At 55.9% G+C, this 16,606-nt stretch carries 6 protein-coding genes; all 6 read left to right on the forward strand.

Annotation, left to right across the window (positions count from 1 at the left end; genetic code table 11):
- The first annotated feature begins 26 nt into the window (after window positions 1-26).
- The 6 genes from PBOR_RS17855 (at window position 27) to PBOR_RS17880 (ending at window position 16,594) form a co-directional block, all read left to right on the forward strand.
- Window positions 27-2,078: an MGH1-like glycoside hydrolase domain-containing protein gene (locus tag PBOR_RS17855; protein ID WP_042213916.1), complete on the forward strand. Its 2,052-nt coding sequence runs from the start codon at window positions 27-29 to the stop codon at window positions 2,076-2,078.
- Window positions 2,056-3,486 (forward strand): FAD-dependent oxidoreductase, encoded by a 1,431-nt coding sequence (locus PBOR_RS17860; protein ID WP_157764061.1) that lies wholly within the window; start codon window positions 2,056-2,058, stop codon window positions 3,484-3,486. The genes PBOR_RS17855 and PBOR_RS17860 overlap by 23 nt, the downstream gene beginning before the upstream one ends.
- Before the next feature lie 27 nt (window positions 3,487-3,513).
- Window positions 3,514-7,263, forward strand: a complete 3,750-nt coding sequence (locus PBOR_RS17865; RefSeq protein WP_042213921.1) for a sugar-binding protein — start codon at window positions 3,514-3,516, stop codon at window positions 7,261-7,263.
- Between the two features lie 91 nt (window positions 7,264-7,354).
- Complete coding sequence (locus tag PBOR_RS17870; RefSeq protein WP_042213923.1) at window positions 7,355-8,641, forward strand: Gfo/Idh/MocA family protein; 1,287 nt, start codon at window positions 7,355-7,357, stop codon at window positions 8,639-8,641.
- Window positions 8,642-8,858: 217 nt separating this feature from the next.
- Complete coding sequence (locus PBOR_RS17875; RefSeq protein WP_081972094.1) at window positions 8,859-13,673, forward strand: sugar-binding protein; 4,815 nt, start codon at window positions 8,859-8,861, stop codon at window positions 13,671-13,673.
- Window positions 13,674-13,837: 164 nt separating this feature from the next.
- A complete protein-coding gene (locus PBOR_RS17880; protein ID WP_042213928.1) occupies window positions 13,838-16,594 on the forward strand; it encodes an alpha-mannosidase in 2,757 nt (918 codons plus the stop codon).
- Window positions 16,595-16,606: the final 12 nt, after the last annotated feature.

Genomic DNA, 16,606 nt, shown 5'->3' on the forward strand with positions numbered 1-16,606 from the left:
CAGAATTCCATTTCCGGAGGTAACCCATGAAGGCAACTGCAAACTATACACTCGGTTCATTTGCGTTTGATTTACGGAACAGCCTGGCACCTGCTGAACATCTCTGGGTGTGCAGCGGCTATAGTACTGTAGCGCCGTCCGCACGAACGGTCAGCGGAGTTAAGGGCTGCTATTCGCCGCCTTTTGCCGCCAAGGATCTGGCTGTGAAACTTCATATAACAGCGGACGGACACCCTGTTCGCGATGATGGAAACTTAGGCAAAGGAGACTGTGGCGTACTCTATGCGAAAGGCGTCTGGCAGCCCGATCAGATCAAAAGGCAAGGAACATACCATCATCTGGTGGAGGGAGGCTTGTTATCACTGGCGGTGTCCAGTGAATTGACGCCTTTGGCGGATGCCCATGGTTTCCTCCTGACCCAGCGGATCAAGAACCGCAGTCTTAGAACGGTAACGGTTGCGGTACTACCGGAGCTGTTGCCGGGAAGCCCGGCTATGGTTCCGCTGGACGAGTGGGACTATGGAGCACCGCTGACCTCTGCCAGTCCTGCCCTGCAGCTTGAGGAAGGAATCTGGGAGAATGAACAGGTCCGCATTACCCTGCTTCGGGAAGGGGGTCAGGAGCTTAGCCTTGGAGAAGGGGAGGAGGCCGTGTTCCGGCTGGCTGCGGTTCTGACTCCTGCGGGGCAAGAGTTCCGTAGGGAAGAAGGGCAGACCCTGGAAGAGCTGGGGCGGCGGACAACCGTAGTCTGGGAACGCCGGCTTGAGGAAGCCTGCCGGGAATTGCCGGTGCTGCAATCGGATATTCCGGGTCTGGAAGACTATTACCGCCGCTCATTGATCAGCGGGATGGTCTGTCTGTGGGAGAATCCGGAATTCGCCATTCAGCCCTTTCCCGCCGTCTCCGGCCTGGAAGGTGCCGGAATCTGCTGTTACCCCTGGGATGCCGGGGGCTACGGTGCAAGAACGCTGGCGCTGATGCTGGGGAAGGATAAAGCGGCACAACTGGCTAGTCTTATAGCAGCCAGCGGCATTGAACGGCACTCCCGGTTTGCCCCCAGCGGACAAGGCGCCCATGTGCCCTACTCGTATAGCTTATGGTCGTTCCTGAACTTTGCCTGGTCGATCTTTGTGCTGCATGGGGAAGGGGCAAAGCTATTTCCGACCATGCGGACACTGGCCTTATATGACGATAACCGGCTGCCGGAGTGGAGGGAGCTGCTGGATTATGGCCTTCAGCCGAACCTGCTGGAAATGCGGGGCGCAGGCTATGAGCATATCGTAGCCAGTCCGAATGCCGAGCGGGCCTGGAGCTATGACCGCTTGGCCGATCTGGCGCAACATCTGGATTTGCGGGATCAGCCCGCACAGGAATGGCGGGATAAGGCGGAGCGTATCCGCCAGTCGATCCGCACCCATCTGTGGGATGAGGACAAAGCCTGGTTCAAGGCCATTTATCCCGAAGGTCATGAGGAATGGATCTATTCAATTCAATATTATGACGCCCTTCGCTTCGGTGCCTGCACGGAGGAGATGAAGCAGGGAATGTTCGCCCAAATCAGGGACGGTGCTTTCCTAGGCAAATACGGCGTAAGCAGTATCTCGGCCGAAGATGAGCTGCATTATGAGCAGAACGATCCGGATTGGTCGGGAGGCGGAGCCTATGCCGGAGATGGACCGATGCTTGCGCTGACGCTGTGGGAATCCGGCAGCGCTGAGCTGGCCTGGGATGTGCTGAAGCGCCATTTCTGGATGGGGCAGCATCTGCCGTATTATCCGCAGGAGCATTACTGCGACCGTCCGGCTGTTCCCGTGCATAAGCGGGCAAATGTAGTCGCAGGGCTGTCCGGCGCGGAAGCCATTCTGTTCGGCCTTACCGGCCTCGATCCCCGGCTGGATGGCAGCTTATGGATTCACCCCCGTCCGCCTGCTGAAGGGAGGGTATCTCTTTCAGGCTTCGCTTTCCGGGGGCATATCATCGATGTGCGGATGAGCCCGGAGTGGTGCGAAATCATCTGTGATGACAAGGTAATCTACAGCGGTGTGCCCAGCCTGTGTGAGGTCGTTAAATCCCGGTGAGCCGCTGGAAGCGAAGGGAGGGAACTATGTGCACTATGAGAAGGAAGACTGGAATTTTGAACTGGTGGTAGCAGGAGCCGGAGTCGGCGGGATCAGCGCCGCCCTTGCCGCGGCGAGATTATTCAGGCGCGTGCTGCTGATTGAGGCGGGGCCGGAGGTCGGCGGCACCGGCGTCTTCTCCAGTGTCTCGCTGATCTGCAATTTCCGAGACAGCCGGGGACGTCCAATTACAAGCGGCATTCACCGTGAACTGTTCCCGGCTGCGTATACCCATTACAACGAACAGCGGGTGCCGACCTATGATGAGCTGGCCCTGAAGTCCACCTATCAGCAGCTCCTGGAAGCTGAGCCGACGCTGACTGTATGGACCGGCTGCACGGTGGAGAGCGCCGATGTGGAGAATGGGCGGATTCAGCGCCTTCACCTTCAAGGACAACAGGCTGGCACGGTTGCAGCTGAGGTGTTTCTGGATGCGACGGCGGATGGCAATCTCTCTGCAATGGCAGGTATGCAATACGAAATCGGCCGCGAGGGTGACGGCAAGCTGCAGTCAGCCACCGCAACCTTCCGTGTGAGCGGCTTCGATCTCTTGAAGCTGGAGAATCCGGATATCCAGACCTGGCCGGCAATTCATTCGCTGAGGCTTGAGCTGCTGCCGTATTATCAGGCGCTGAAGGACGAGGGGAAGACCGCTAATCCAAGGCAGAGCATCACCTGCTTTCCGTATCCGGACGGCAAGGCGCTGCTCTTCAACTCCACCTCTGTGCTGGGGGTGGACCCTACCCGTCCGGATTCCGTAAGCCGGGGCATGGAGGAGGGTACCCGTCAAGCCAATGAACTGTTCGGGGCTATCTGCGGTCATCCGGCCTTCCGGCAAGCCAGGCTGGATTATATCGCGCCGCGACTCGGCGTCAGAGAAGGCCGGCGGATCACAGGTGAGTACATCCTGACGGCAGAGGATTGTCTGAACACCCGGCATTTCGGGGATATGATTGCGGCTTGCGCCTATTCATTGGACATTCATAGTCCAGATGGAGGGGCAACCAGACTCGAGAGCATTCCCGGGGACGGTTATTACCATATCCCCTATCGTTCCCTGATCCCTGTGGGCTGCTCCAATCTGCTGCTCGCCTCCCGCTGCATCAGCGGAACCCATGAGGCGCACAGCTCCTACCGGATCATGGCGTCGGTCAGCGCCATCGGCGAAGCGGCGGGTGTCGCTGCCTCGCTGGCCGTGATTCAGCGGAAGAAGGATGTAAGGGAGGTGAGGCCTGCGCATATCCGTTATGTGCTTCAGCTGCGGGGGCAATTCACAGAAGGCGAAGTGGAGCGGATTCCGCTTCCGGCAAGTCCGCAGCAGGAACCGCCTGTATCCGTTGAACCGAACTTCAAGTCAAATCATGACTGACATTTCAGAAGGGAGGAATAAGCGACGATGAATAGGAGAAGCAGCAAGCAAGCATTATGGGCATTGATCATCGTGCTGGTATTCTCCATGACGGCAGAAGGTTCTGCTTCTGCAGTCTACGGAGAACCATTGAGAGAGATTGCATCTATCGGGGGAATCAAACCGCCGGACGCCTTAAATACTCCAGTGAGCGTGGCGGAGTCCGTCTACGAAGAACCGGGCTCCCCGGTCATTACAGACTGGGAAGATGATTTCCGCAGCAGCTTCGGTAAGCATACGCATGCACTGGCACTGGAAGCGGAGGATATCGTCATTGACGGTACAGTGGACGAGTGGAGCCGCTATGCAGAGATCAAGCTGCCGGAAGCTGCCGGACAGGTGCTGGTCGACGGCTGGGGAGGGCCTGCGGATGTGTCCGCCAGCGTCTATCTCGCTTATGATGAGAACTACTTCTACTATGCGGCGAAGGTGACAGATAATGTGCATGTTCCTGTCTCCGACAGCACCATGTGGAGAGGAGACAGCATCCAGTTCGCCTTCAGTCCCGGCGGCAGCTACGGGCCGGAATATGGCATTAATTACATGGACGGGCAGGCGCATGTCTGGCAGTTCAGCGAAGGCGGGGCCGCAGCAGGAGCGGAAGTGATCACTGCTGCAGCCAGCCGGACCGGACAGGAGACCTTCTATGAAGTACGGATGCCGTGGTCTGCCATCTCCACAGGTATGCCGGAGAACGGGGAGCTTCCGTTCACGCTGCTGTTCAACGACAATGACGGCGCGGGCCGGCGGGGCTGGCTGGAATGGACACCAGGCATCGGCAAAGCTAAAAGTCCGGCCGACCATGCAGTAGTTCATCTGGTTCCTTCCGCCGATCCCTGGAGCTTCTGGGTGGAAGGCCCCAAGGAGATCAATGTGAATGCTACGGTCTCTTATTCGGTGTACGCTGTGAACACGACTGATGAACCCTATAACCTCCATCTGTCGTCCAGCCTTCCGGGTGTGGAAGCAGATTTCACGCTGCCTGCAGGCTCGGCAGCCGGATGGAGCCTGCCGTTCACCACGGCAGACCCCGGAGAGCAGCTGCTTGACTTCACGCTTGCAGAGCAAGGGGGCACTGCCGGCAAACGCCAGGAGCTGAAGGTGACTGCAGTACTCGATCCCGCAGAGATTGAGGCCATGCTGGACAGTGTGAATGCACAACTGCCCGGTCTGGAGCAGTTGCTGCTGCAATGTGAGGCACAGGGACTGTCAACAGACTATGAGCGGATCGATTATACCGTGATCAAGGACTTCATTGGTTACGGCAAGGAGGATATCGTGCAAGGGCGGCTCGGCAGAGCGCATTATGTGGCGGCTGAGCTTGAGAGGATGCTTGCGGGCAGCAAGCATCAGCTGGAAGGTTATCTGGACGGCAGCCTGAGTCCGCAGTCCGCTCCCCGCTATGTCACCGGACGGCCGGAAATCTCCGGATATTCCTTCGTTGGAGACACCATTGTGAGAAGTACAGGCGCCACCGAAGAACGGCCTATCTTCTTCACGGGCTACGGCCACTTCAACCAGGTGAAGCGGGATATTCCGAAGCTTCAGGATCTCGGAGCCAACGTTATCCAGATTGAACTGGGGCCAAGGGATGTCATTCTGGATAAACAGGATTTCGTTAACCGCTACACGGTCAACCGCTCCGGCGCAGTGTCTGCTACTGCGGCTATTACAGACGGGGTGAGCCATTCCGGCAACCATTCCCTGAAGATTGTCAATGCATCGCCGCGGCAGTCGAATGTATTTATCAATGTCGCTCAGACTTTAGCGGTAGAGCCCGAGACTACCTATGAATTCAAGGTATGGGTGAAGGGTGACAATGCCAGGAATGTCTGGTTCCCGGGCGGAACGGGCTGGAAGCAGCGCCAGCCGTTGCCAAGCGGAACCTATGACTGGACGGAGGTGACGTACGAATACACCACAGCGAAGGGGGAGGTATCCTACCCGCTGGTTATTTTATCCGAGAATACGGGGACGGTCTGGGTGGATGACATAAGTGTCGTCAAGGCCGGGAGCACGGTGAATCTGATTCAGAATCCCGGCTTCGAGGAGCTGGGCGGCTATTCCGCTGATAAGGAGTACGTTGTCTCCACCCGCAAAATCGAATCCGATCTGTTGCCGGTGCTGCAGCGGGCCGAAGATCATAACGTGGCGGTCAATCTTCTGATTTCCCCGCATTATTTCCCGGACTGGGTGCTGGCTAAGTGGCCTGAGCTGAAGGTGGAGAACAACGGCTCCATCAAATTCTCCCTGTACCAGCCTATGGCCCAAGCTATTATAGAGGATTATTTGCGGGCTCTGATTCCCGCCATCAAGGATTATGATTCGCTGCAGAGTCTTACGCTCACCAACGAGTCTGTCTATACGTCGAATAAGGATGCCTATGCGCTGCCGGCCTGGCAGGAGTATCTTGAAGGAATCTATGGCGGTGATATCGGGCAGCTGAACAGCGTTTATCAAACGGCCTACAGCTCTTTCACCGAAGTGCCTATGCCTGAGAATATTACAGCTACTCCGGCGTCCTATGACTATGTTCTGTTTAACCAGGATTACTTCGCCGGCTGGCATGAATGGATGGCTGGAATTATCCATGAGCTCGCTCCCGGATTGCCCGTACAGGCCAAAATTATGGGTGATCCCCGGGGCAGCCTCTCGTGGGGCGTGGATATCGAGCGCTTCTCGGAGTTCAGCCAGATCAACGGCAATGATAACTGGAATTATATCAACGAAGGCCCGAAGGGCTTCATGGAAGAACTCAGCTTCTACGATATGCAGGCTTCCTTCAAAGAAGCTCCGGTCTTTAATTCAGAGCATCACCTGATCGCTGACGGGGACAAAATGTATACGCCGGAACAAGCGAAGCATGTCCGCTCCGTACTGTGGCAAAGCGCAATTCATGGCCGGGGCGGATCAACAATCTGGGTATGGGAGCGGACCTACAATGAGACGGCCAGCACCGAGGGCAGCATTCTGCACCGGCCGGATGTTATAGCGCAGGCAGGGCGGACCAATCTGGACCTGAACCGGCTGTCCGGTCAGGTTACCGCCTTCCAGAATGAACAGCCGCAAGCGGCGATTCTGTATTCTACCGCCTCGGGTGTCTTCTCCGGCGATTACTCGGCAGTCTCGCTCCGCGCTTATGAAGCATTGTCTTACAGCGGCTATAAGGCGGGATATGTATCTGAAAAGCAGGTGGACAATGGCTGGCTGGACACTTATAAGCTGCTGATTGTGCCAAATGCTTCAAGAGTCAATCCGGAGACGCTGACCGGCATCAGACAGTTTATGGAGCAGGGCGGACGGGTACTGCTGATCGGCTCCCACGCCTTGGAGCTTACGCCGCATGGCGTGGCACTCCCAGCCGCAGACAGAAGTTATGTGTTCACCCATGCGGACAAGATATCGGCAACGGACTGGACCGCAGGCCAAATCAGAGATTTCTTGTTGCCTGTCCTGCAGACCTTGAATCCGGGGCAACTGCTGCTGATTGATCCGGCAGACAATACTCCCGTATACAATGTGGAGTGGAGGACGGTTGAGTACGGCGGACAAACACTGGTGAATGTGGTTAACTATGGCCCGGAACCCGTCGAGGTGAAAGCGGTCCGCAATGGAGCAGCAGCAAGCGGCTTCACGGACCTGATCTCAGATCAAAACGTTGCAGGGCAGACCCTGGAGCTTCAGCCGCTGACCCCTTATTTGTTCAGGCTGGACTTTCCGGCTGAGACGGTAAACTGAGCGGGTGCGCGGCGGCGCTCAACATAATAAAAGCAGTAATTTTCTATAGCTGGAAGACAATCTAAGAGCAAAATTTGGGAGGCGCACGTAATTGGATAAGAAGCGTTATGTACAGGTAGGCATTGGCGGCAGGGCTCAATTTTTCTATGAAGCTATCGCGAAGGAGTACAGGGATTCTGCGGAGCTTACCGCTGTCTGCGATGTGAATCAGACACGTATGGATTATGCCAACAAGCTGCTCTCGGAAACACACGGGTATCCGCAGGTGAACACCTACCTGGCTGAACAGTTTGACACCATGATCGAGACTGAGAAACCGGATATTGTCATTGTCACCAGTGTCGACCGGACCCATCACAAATATATTATCCGCGCGCTTGAGCTTGGCTGTGATGTCATCACAGAGAAGCCCATGACGGTGGATGTGGAGAAATGCAAGGAGATATACGATGCGGTGGAGCGTACCGGACGCAAGGTCAGGGTCACCTTCAATTACCGCTATGCCCCCCATCATACGAAGGCCCGCGAGCTCATTGCCTCCGGGGTGATCGGGGAGGTGCATTCCATTCATTTCGAATGGCTGCTGAATACAGAGCATGGGGCGGATTATTTCCGCCGTTGGCACCGGGACAAACGCAACAGCGGAGGACTGCTTGTTCACAAATCCACTCACCACTTTGATCTGGTCAATTTCTGGATCGGTGCGGAGCCCGAAACGGTGTTTGCCTTCGGCGATCTGAGATTCTATGGCCGGGAGAATGCCGAGAACCGCGGCGTGACTTCATTCTATCAGCGTGCCACCGGAAATCCGGCAGCCAAGGACGATCCCTTTGCCCTGCGGCTGGATGAGAATCCCGTCCTGAAGGAGATGTATCTGGATGCGGAAGCAGAGGATGGCTATCAGCGGGATCAAAGCGTATTCGGTGACGGAATCAGCATTGAGGATACGATGGGCGTCATGGTCCGGTACAGCAATAAGGCGATTCTTACGTATTCATTGAATGCCTACATGCCTTGGGAGGGTTACCGGATAGCCTTTAACGGATCTAAAGGACGAATCGAAATGAGCATCGTGGAGAAATCCTATGTCAATGCCGGGGGGGACCGTGCCCTGGAAGGAGCTGTGGAAGGCAAGCATATTGTAGTACACCCCATGTTTGGAGCGCCTTATGAAGTCCAGGTGGATGAAGGGGCGGGAGGCCACGGCGGCGGAGATCCTGTGCTGCTGAACGACCTGTTCGGAACCCCGGACGAGGATATTTACCACCGTGCGGCCGACCACCGGGACGGAGCCCGCTCCATTATGACCGGAATCGCCGCCAACCAGGCCATTCGTACCGGACTCCCGGTACGGATCAAGGATCTGATTACGATTTAATTTGTTAAAAAAGCTGTCTTAGCCTGGTTCACAAGAGGCGTTCCCCATCATTTCTTGATGAACGGGAATGCCTCTTCTGCGTTGTGCAGCAAGCCGTATCTCATGACTCGTTCAATTTTTAATAGTGCTTACATTAGGATATTCATAGGGTCCTTTGCTCTCCGTCATTATAATGAAGGTGCAATTACCTTAATGATGAGGTGAGGTGGGGGTATTAATGAAGAGGAAGTTCGTTATGTCTTTGCTGCTTGTATGGATGCTGATTGTCGCAGTCGTTCCGTCTTATGCAGGTGCTGATCCGGCGCCGGGTCCGGTGAGTATTGTTCTGGGAGTGACGAATACGGAGAATGGAATAACGGCCTGGAACGGAGATGGCCCGGGAGGGGTTATCAAAGAGACGGTCCAGGGCAAAACAGGATGGCGGACCGATCCGGCAGGAGGCGGGAAATATATATACCTGAATGTGTCGGATGCCTTTATCCAAGGCGGAACCAATGCGGTCACGGTCACATTCGAATATTATGATCCGGCCGGCAGCGCGGACAATACCTTCGGGTTCTCTTACGACTCCGCAACGAGTGCCTGGGATTATAACGTACCTAAGACGTATCTGACAGGCAGCAACTCCTGGAAGACCGTCACCTATACCTTGAAGGACGCTAACTTAGCAAACAGGGAAAATGGGGCCGACATCCGGATCGACACCTCCGTCCCCGTCCTGTTCGGAAGCATAACTGTCGCGAAAAGTGCGGCTACTTCCGTAGCTACAGGGGTGCAGGCTGTTCCGGCTGCCGTTAATCTGCCTATCGGATCAACACAGACGATTGCCTCAGCCGTGTTGGACCAGAACGGCTACCTGATGAACAAGCTCACCATCAGCTATACCAGCAGTAATGCTGCTGTTGCCAAGATCGACAGCACAGGTAAAATAACAGCCCAGCAGCTCGGAAGCGCCGTCGTCACGGCGAAGTACGGTACGCTCACGAAGAGCGTTCCCGTTATAGTGACAAAGGTAACCGGACCTGTAAGCGTTATCTTAGGGGCTGTCCCTCAGGAAAACGGATTGACGCCGTTTGCCGGAGATACGAACGCCAAGACCATCCAAACTTATAATGGCATTACCGGCTGGCAGACGAATCCTGCCGCGAGCGCGCATTATATCTATTTCAAGGTAACTGACAATTACATTTATGGCGGTAAAAATACGGTCAAGGTAACGGTAGACTACTACGACAGCGCCGTGACCGGTGAGAAGGGCTTCAAGCTTGCTTATGATTCCACGCAGACGCAGTACGCTTATACAGACTTGACTGTGCTGACCGGAAGCAATACCTGGAAGCAGGTGACTTACATTGTTGAGGATGCCCAGTTCAGCAACCGTCTGAATAATGGTGCCGACTTCCGGATCGAGACCAGTGTACCGGTCTGCTTCTCCAAGGTAACTGCTGAACTCATTCCTACCGTGTCCATGCGCGGGGCTCAGGTTAAGACGGGCAGCGTCTTCAAGGATACGGAGGCGTCCAGCGTCAACCTGGTTTTCGACAATCAGTTCGAATCAGCCAGAGCACTGCATGTGACGTACAGCCTGCTTGACTATTCGAACATCAAAGTGGATGAAGGAGCGTTCGATGTCAGCCTGAACGCGGAGCAGAAGGGCTTCGTCAAGCCGCTGAACTTCGGCATTCTGGATAAAGGGACGTACACAGTATCTGTGGACGCTGTCAGTGCGGATGGAACGATTAAGCTTCATGAAGATCTGCACCTTGGAACGATTGCCGATCTGACGGGGAAGCCTGTGCAATCCTTCCTGGGGATGAACACCCACTTCAGCAAAGCGTATGGCGGCTCGGATATACGGCTTCCGCTGGCAGCCCAGGCTGGCGCAGTATCCATTCGGGACGGTTATAACCCGGGTAATCCGACGACTTATATCGATAACGCCGCTGCGAACGGGTTGAGCACATTTATCGTGACGAGCACGGACCCCGTTGTCATAGAGCAGACAGTTACGAGTCTGCAGGGCAAGGTGAACGCTTTTGAAATCGGCAATGAACTCAGTACCCAACTGACGCCCGCGCAATATCTGGCTGTTCTGCAGAACGCGTATACGATTATCAAAGGTGTGAATCCAAGCCTGAAGGTAGTCGGCGGGGTAACCTTGAACTATGACGAGCCTTGGCTGAAACAGCTGGTCGACCTGGGGGCGACGCAATATCTGGACGTGATGTCCTTCCATGTGTACCCCTCTTATAATCCTGAACAAGGGGAGACCCTCGCTGAATTCCAGGATTTGAACAATTATATCGAAGCGTATCAGAGTAACCACGGGCTCACGAAGACAATTGAATTGTGGCTGACAGAAATTGGCTGGCCGACGATGGATCAGAAGTGGGGAGGGTTCACAGAGGTTGAATCGGCTTCATATGCGGTTCAATTGTACGTGGCCAATCTGGCGAATGATAAGCTGATCGATCGGATTTACTGGTATGATTTCCTGAATGACTGTACCGACAGCACCTTCTATGAATGCAGCCAAGGCGTGCTGTATGTCGATAATTCGCCGAAACCTTCATTTGTCGGGCTCAATGCCGTGTCGGATCTGCTGGGCGGAGCCACCTTCATTGAGGCATATACCCTGGCGGACAATGACGTCAGAGCCTATAAGTTCCACCGTGCGTCCGACAACCAGGATATCACCGTAATCTGGTCAAATGCCGATAAGCAGATCGGTCTGCATACGGGAACCGCCGGGGTAGAGCTGAGAGATATGTTCGGCAATGCCCGTGCCTTCAATACGATCGGTGGCACGACGACATTCACGGCTTCGCAGGAGCCCGTCTACCTCATCGGAAATTCCGCTGCGGTGCCCGTGCTGGATACTCCGACATTTAAGGCGGATGCCTCTGTAATTACGGCGGCTCCCGGGGAAGAAATCCAGATCAGGATCACCCGCGCGGGCGGGGCAGAATCGCTATCCGGCACTTATGAGCTGGCCCTTCCGGCTGGCTGGGTGCTGGTATCGGGAAGTTCCTTCGCCGCGGGATCGGCAACGGATATCTTAACCGTCAGAGCCCCGGGCACCACCTCCACCGGAGTCGCACGGATCTACCCGTCCGGTCCGGCAGGCGAACAGTACGGCAGCCTGACGCTGCAAGTTCTGATGGAGGAAGCAGTTGCCGTACACGTGTCACCCGTAGTGAATGCAGCAGGGGACGGCTGGGATCTGGCGGTCACGATCGACAACCAGAATGCAGCCGAAACGATGAGCGGAGGAACGGTTACCGTGCTGGAGCCATCTGATATGGCCGGAGCGGCTACCTTTGCGCCTATTGCGCCTCATTCAAGCACAACTCTTGCTATTCCGGCACCGTCCCTAAGCAAGGATACCCCATTATCTGTCAAGCTCAAGGTGGACCGGGACGACGGGTTCTCGCAGCTCATCGAACGGAATATCAGCGCTCTGACGGCAGTCAAGTCGAACAATACCATTGTAATCGATGGGGTTATCAACGCTGCAGAGTGGAGTAATGCGGAATCCTTCGCACTTGACCAGGCCTCACAGGTCCGGCTCATGACCGACTGGGGAGGGACTGGAGATCTGAGCGCCACCGCCTACACCAAGTGGGACGCGGAGCAGCTGTACCTGGCTGTTCAGGTGACGGATAATACCCATTTCAACAATAACCCGCCGGGCGACGCCTGGAAGGGGGATTCCATCCAGTTCGCGATTGATCCGGGGCGTTCTATCGAGCCGGGCAAACTGGGCTGGAGCGAGAACATCGTCGCCTTGAACCCGGAGACTAATGCGGTCATGAAAAGAGGCGGCATCGGCGGTAATAATCTGCAGAATTCATCTGTTGCGATCCACCGGGAAGGAACTCAAACCGTCTATGAGCTGGAAGTTAAATGGCAGGATATCCTTCCGGCGGGAATGACGCCGTCTGCCACGGACGCCATCGGGTTCTCTCTGCTTGTCAATGATAATGACGGAACAGGCAGACGCGGATGGATGGAGTATATGAGCGGAATCGGCTTCTCCAAGAATCCGAATCTCTTCGGTGACCTGATCCTGACCGATCGGACGAAGCTTGGAGCAGACCTGCCCGGGCCGGCGTCGATTACGGTCAGTCAGGCAGAAGTGATCTTGCCCGTCGGGGGTACAGCTTCTGTAACGACTGTAGTCTATGATGAGAATAATGCGGTCATGAGCGGTGTCCAGGTCGCCTGGTCGAGCAGCAACCCCGCGGTTGCCGCAGTCGATGCGGCGGGGACGATTACAGGGGTGTCCGCAGGCACGTCCGTCGTGCAGGCCACTTATGAGGGCTTAGTCTCAGACGTCGCCGTGACGGTTCAAGAAGTCACCCTGATCTCCGATGGTTTCAGCGGAAGCAACGGGAATGGGATATCCGGAAGAACACCGGACACGGCTAATCTTCCCGGAGGGACTTGGTCGCTGGCAAGCTTTCCTTCGAACGGAAATTTCTCCGCCTTTGTGAATAGCGGCCAGGGAAATCCGTTGCCGCAAGCACAGATCAATGCGGCAGGGAATTCACGCGGCGCCATTGCCATTCCGCTCACCGGCTCCGGCAGCGATCACAAGCCGGCGAGAATGCGCATCGAGGCGGATCTCTCCTTCCCGGTGAAAGCTACCGAGCATGTGGGACTCGGATTCTACGCTGCTCTTCCTTCCCAGAGCAGCGGTGAGACTGCCGAGACCTATTTCACAGGCCTCAGCATCGATAACCGGACGGGAGCTATTACACTTAAGGTGAACGGTCAAACCATAGGTTCAGAGATTGCATATACCGGTACATGGAATCCTGAGAGCAGTTTTCTGCATCTAGCCTATACGGTTGATACCTCAACGGGTGAGATCTCCGGCATAACCTTTACGGGCAGCACAAGCAATTATAGCTTCACGACAGACGGATTCACCGGGAACGCTACTGCTTATGCCGTCGTCCTGATCGGCTCTACTTCCCAGCGGGATCATCGTGTTTATCTGGATAATTTCAAGATTAGCGGTATATAGAACCAAGCAGGCAACAGCGGTGCGGGGAGTGATCTCCGTACCGTTGTTTGGTATGCCGTTTGAATTTTCATAGCGAGGAAGTACAGATATTCCATTCCCGCTTATAGCGAAACTCTATACAATTACGCTGAGTCTATCGAAGAAACGACAAGGGGAGTGCCTCGATGAATAACATTGTACATGTCATATCCCATACCCATTGGGACCGGGAATGGTATATGCCGTTTGAGAAGCATCACGTGAGACTGGTCACTTTGATGGATGAATTGCTGGACGTGCTGGAACGGGACGCGGAATTCCGCAGCTTCCATCTCGACGGCCAGACGATCATCCTGGACGATTATTTACAAGTGCGTCCTGACCGCAGGGAAGAGCTTGAGCAGCGTATAAGAGAGGGCCGCATCCTGATCGGCCCCTGGTATATCCTGCAGGATGAGTTCCTGACCAGTCCGGAAGCCAACGTGCGGAACCTGCTGGCCGGCTGGCAGGCCGCGAAGCCCTATGGCCGCTGGACACGGGTTGGTTATTTCCCGGACTCCTTCGGGAATATCGGACAGGCGCCGCAGCTGATCGCGCAAGCGGGCATGACAGCGGCGGTATTCGGTAGAGGGGTGAAGCCGACAGGCTTCAATAATTACGTCCGGCAATCGGACAGCTACGAATCGCCTTATTCCGAGATGTACTGGGAGTCACCTGACGGCACGAAAGTCCTGGGCATCTTATTTGCAAATTGGTACAACAACGGGATGGAGATACCGGTACGGGACGAAGAGGCGACGGCCTATTGGGACGAACGTATAGCAGCGGCCGGGCAGTTTGCCTCGACACCTCACCTGCTGCTAATGAACGGCTGTGACCATCAGCCGGTCCAGGCCGATTTGTCCGCAGCGCTTGCGGCCGCACGTCGGCTATATCCGGATGCCAGGTTTGTACACTCCAACTTCGAGACCTATATCGAACAAGTCCGGGCTGCCGCACCGGAGAAGCTTAACGTCATCCATGGAGAACTGCGCAGCTTGCGCAGTGACGGCTGGTATACACTCGTCAATACGGCTTCAAGCCGGATTAATCTGAAGCGGCAGAACGCCCTGGGCCAATTAGAGCTGGAGCGGGTCGCAGAGCCGCTCGCAGCCTTCGCTTTCCTGCAGGAGGTTGCATATCCGCACCACTTGCTTGCTTATGCCTGGAAGACGCTGATGCAGAATCATCCTCACGATAGCATCTGCGGCTGCAGCATTGATGAGGTTCACCGGGAGATGGTAACACGGTTCGACAAAAGCTTCCAGGTGGCCGAATCGATCGCCCTGGACAGCGCGGAGGCGCTGGCGGGCAAGGTGGATACCTCTTGCTTCGCTGCCTACGGTAACGCCTTGCCGTTCATCGTATTCAACACGACCGGCTGGCCCAAGCACGGTGTCGTCACGGTTGAACTGGAGACCCAGCGGTTGTATCTGGCTGAAGGCAAGCCGGCTGAGCTGAAGCAAAGACTCAGCAGCCTGCCCTTCCGGCCGGGATACGTCATTACGGATTCGGGCGGGAGCCTTGAAGCGCAGGTGGAGGACCTCGGCGTCCGCTTCGGCTACAAGCTGCCGGAGGACCGGTTCCGCGAGCCTTATTACGCCCGTATCATCCGCTTGACCTTCTTCGCCGGTCAAATTCCGGCTCTCGGATACCGGACATTCGCCTGGGCAACGGGTACGCCTCCTGCTGCATCTTTCACCCCGTCTCCGCTTGTTACAGGTCCGCGATCAATGGAGAATGAATGGATTCGTGTGGATATTGCAGATAACGGAACGTTCACTATGCTGGATAAGGCGTCGCAGACAAACTATTCCGGATTAGGCTATTTCGAGGATACGGGCGATATCGGCAATGAATACGTATACGCCGCACCGCAAGGACATTCTGCGCTGACGACAGAAGACAGCCCGATGTCTTCCTGCGAACTGGTGGAGAACTGGGCCGGAGCAGCCACGTTCGAGATCGTTCACCGGTGGGCTATTCCGGCAGAAGCGGATTCGATGCTGCAGGAAGAAACCGATGCGATGGTTCCCTTCATGGAGCGGCAAGCACAGCGCGGCAAGCGTGAGGTTCCGCTCATCCTCAGGATGAAGGTGACGCTGGAGCGGGGAGCGAGAAGCTTAAAGCTATCGGTCCATTACGACAACCAGGCGAAGGATCACCGGCTGCGTATCTGCTTCCCGGCCGGCATTCAGGAGGACAGCCATTACGCGGAATCGGTCTTCGAGATTGCGGAGCGCAGTAATGCTCCTTACTCCGAATGGGTCAATCCGAGCTACTGCCATCATCAGCAATCGTTCTGCGGCATGGATTCCGGGGAGGCCGGTCTGATGGCGGCAGGCCTCGGGCTGCACGAGTATGAAGTGCTGCAGGACGGCCGTAACACACTTGCCGTCACGCTGCTCCGGGCTGTGGGGGAATTAGGGGACTGGGGCGTGTTCCGCACGCCGGAGGCGCAGTGCCTGGGAGAGCATACGGCCCAGCTCAGCCTCATTCCGTATTCGGGTAAGCCGTTCCGGACTGAAGCGGCGGTGGAAGCCTATCGCCGGTCGGTCCCCTTTACGGTAAGTCCAACCGGGTTGAAATCCGGAGAACTTCCCCCTACCCATTCTTGGCTGCAATGGGAGGGAGACGGACTGTTACTGACATCGGTCAAGGTTTCGGAAGAAACCGGCGATCTCGTCGTCCGCTGGTTCAATGCCACAAAGCAGCCTGCGTTCTTAACGCTGGATGCACCTTCCGGGGCCGGGGGCGTATGGAACAAAAGCAACATTATGGAGGAACGGCTGCATCGGCTGACCCCAGGGCAGGATGGACGGGTTCAGTTACCGGTCCGGTCTGCCGAGATTGTGACGGTGGTTTATGTGAGGACCGGACAGGGAGAACTCCCTTTAGAGTAATAATCGGATTAT

The sequence above is a fragment of the Paenibacillus borealis genome (assembly GCF_000758665.1).
Taxonomy (GTDB): Bacteria; Bacillota; Bacilli; order Paenibacillales; family Paenibacillaceae; genus Paenibacillus_AQ; species Paenibacillus_AQ borealis.

Coding starts and splice junctions, on each gene's coding strand:
- PBOR_RS17855 (WP_042213916.1), top strand. CDS start 27: ATGAAGGCAACTGCAAACTATACACTCGGTTCATTTGCGTTTGATTTA.
- PBOR_RS17865 (WP_042213921.1), top strand. CDS start 3,514: ATGAATAGGAGAAGCAGCAAGCAAGCATTATGGGCATTGATCATCGTG.
- PBOR_RS17875 (WP_081972094.1), top strand. CDS start 8,859: ATGAAGAGGAAGTTCGTTATGTCTTTGCTGCTTGTATGGATGCTGATT.
- PBOR_RS17880 (WP_042213928.1), top strand. CDS start 13,838: ATGAATAACATTGTACATGTCATATCCCATACCCATTGGGACCGGGAA.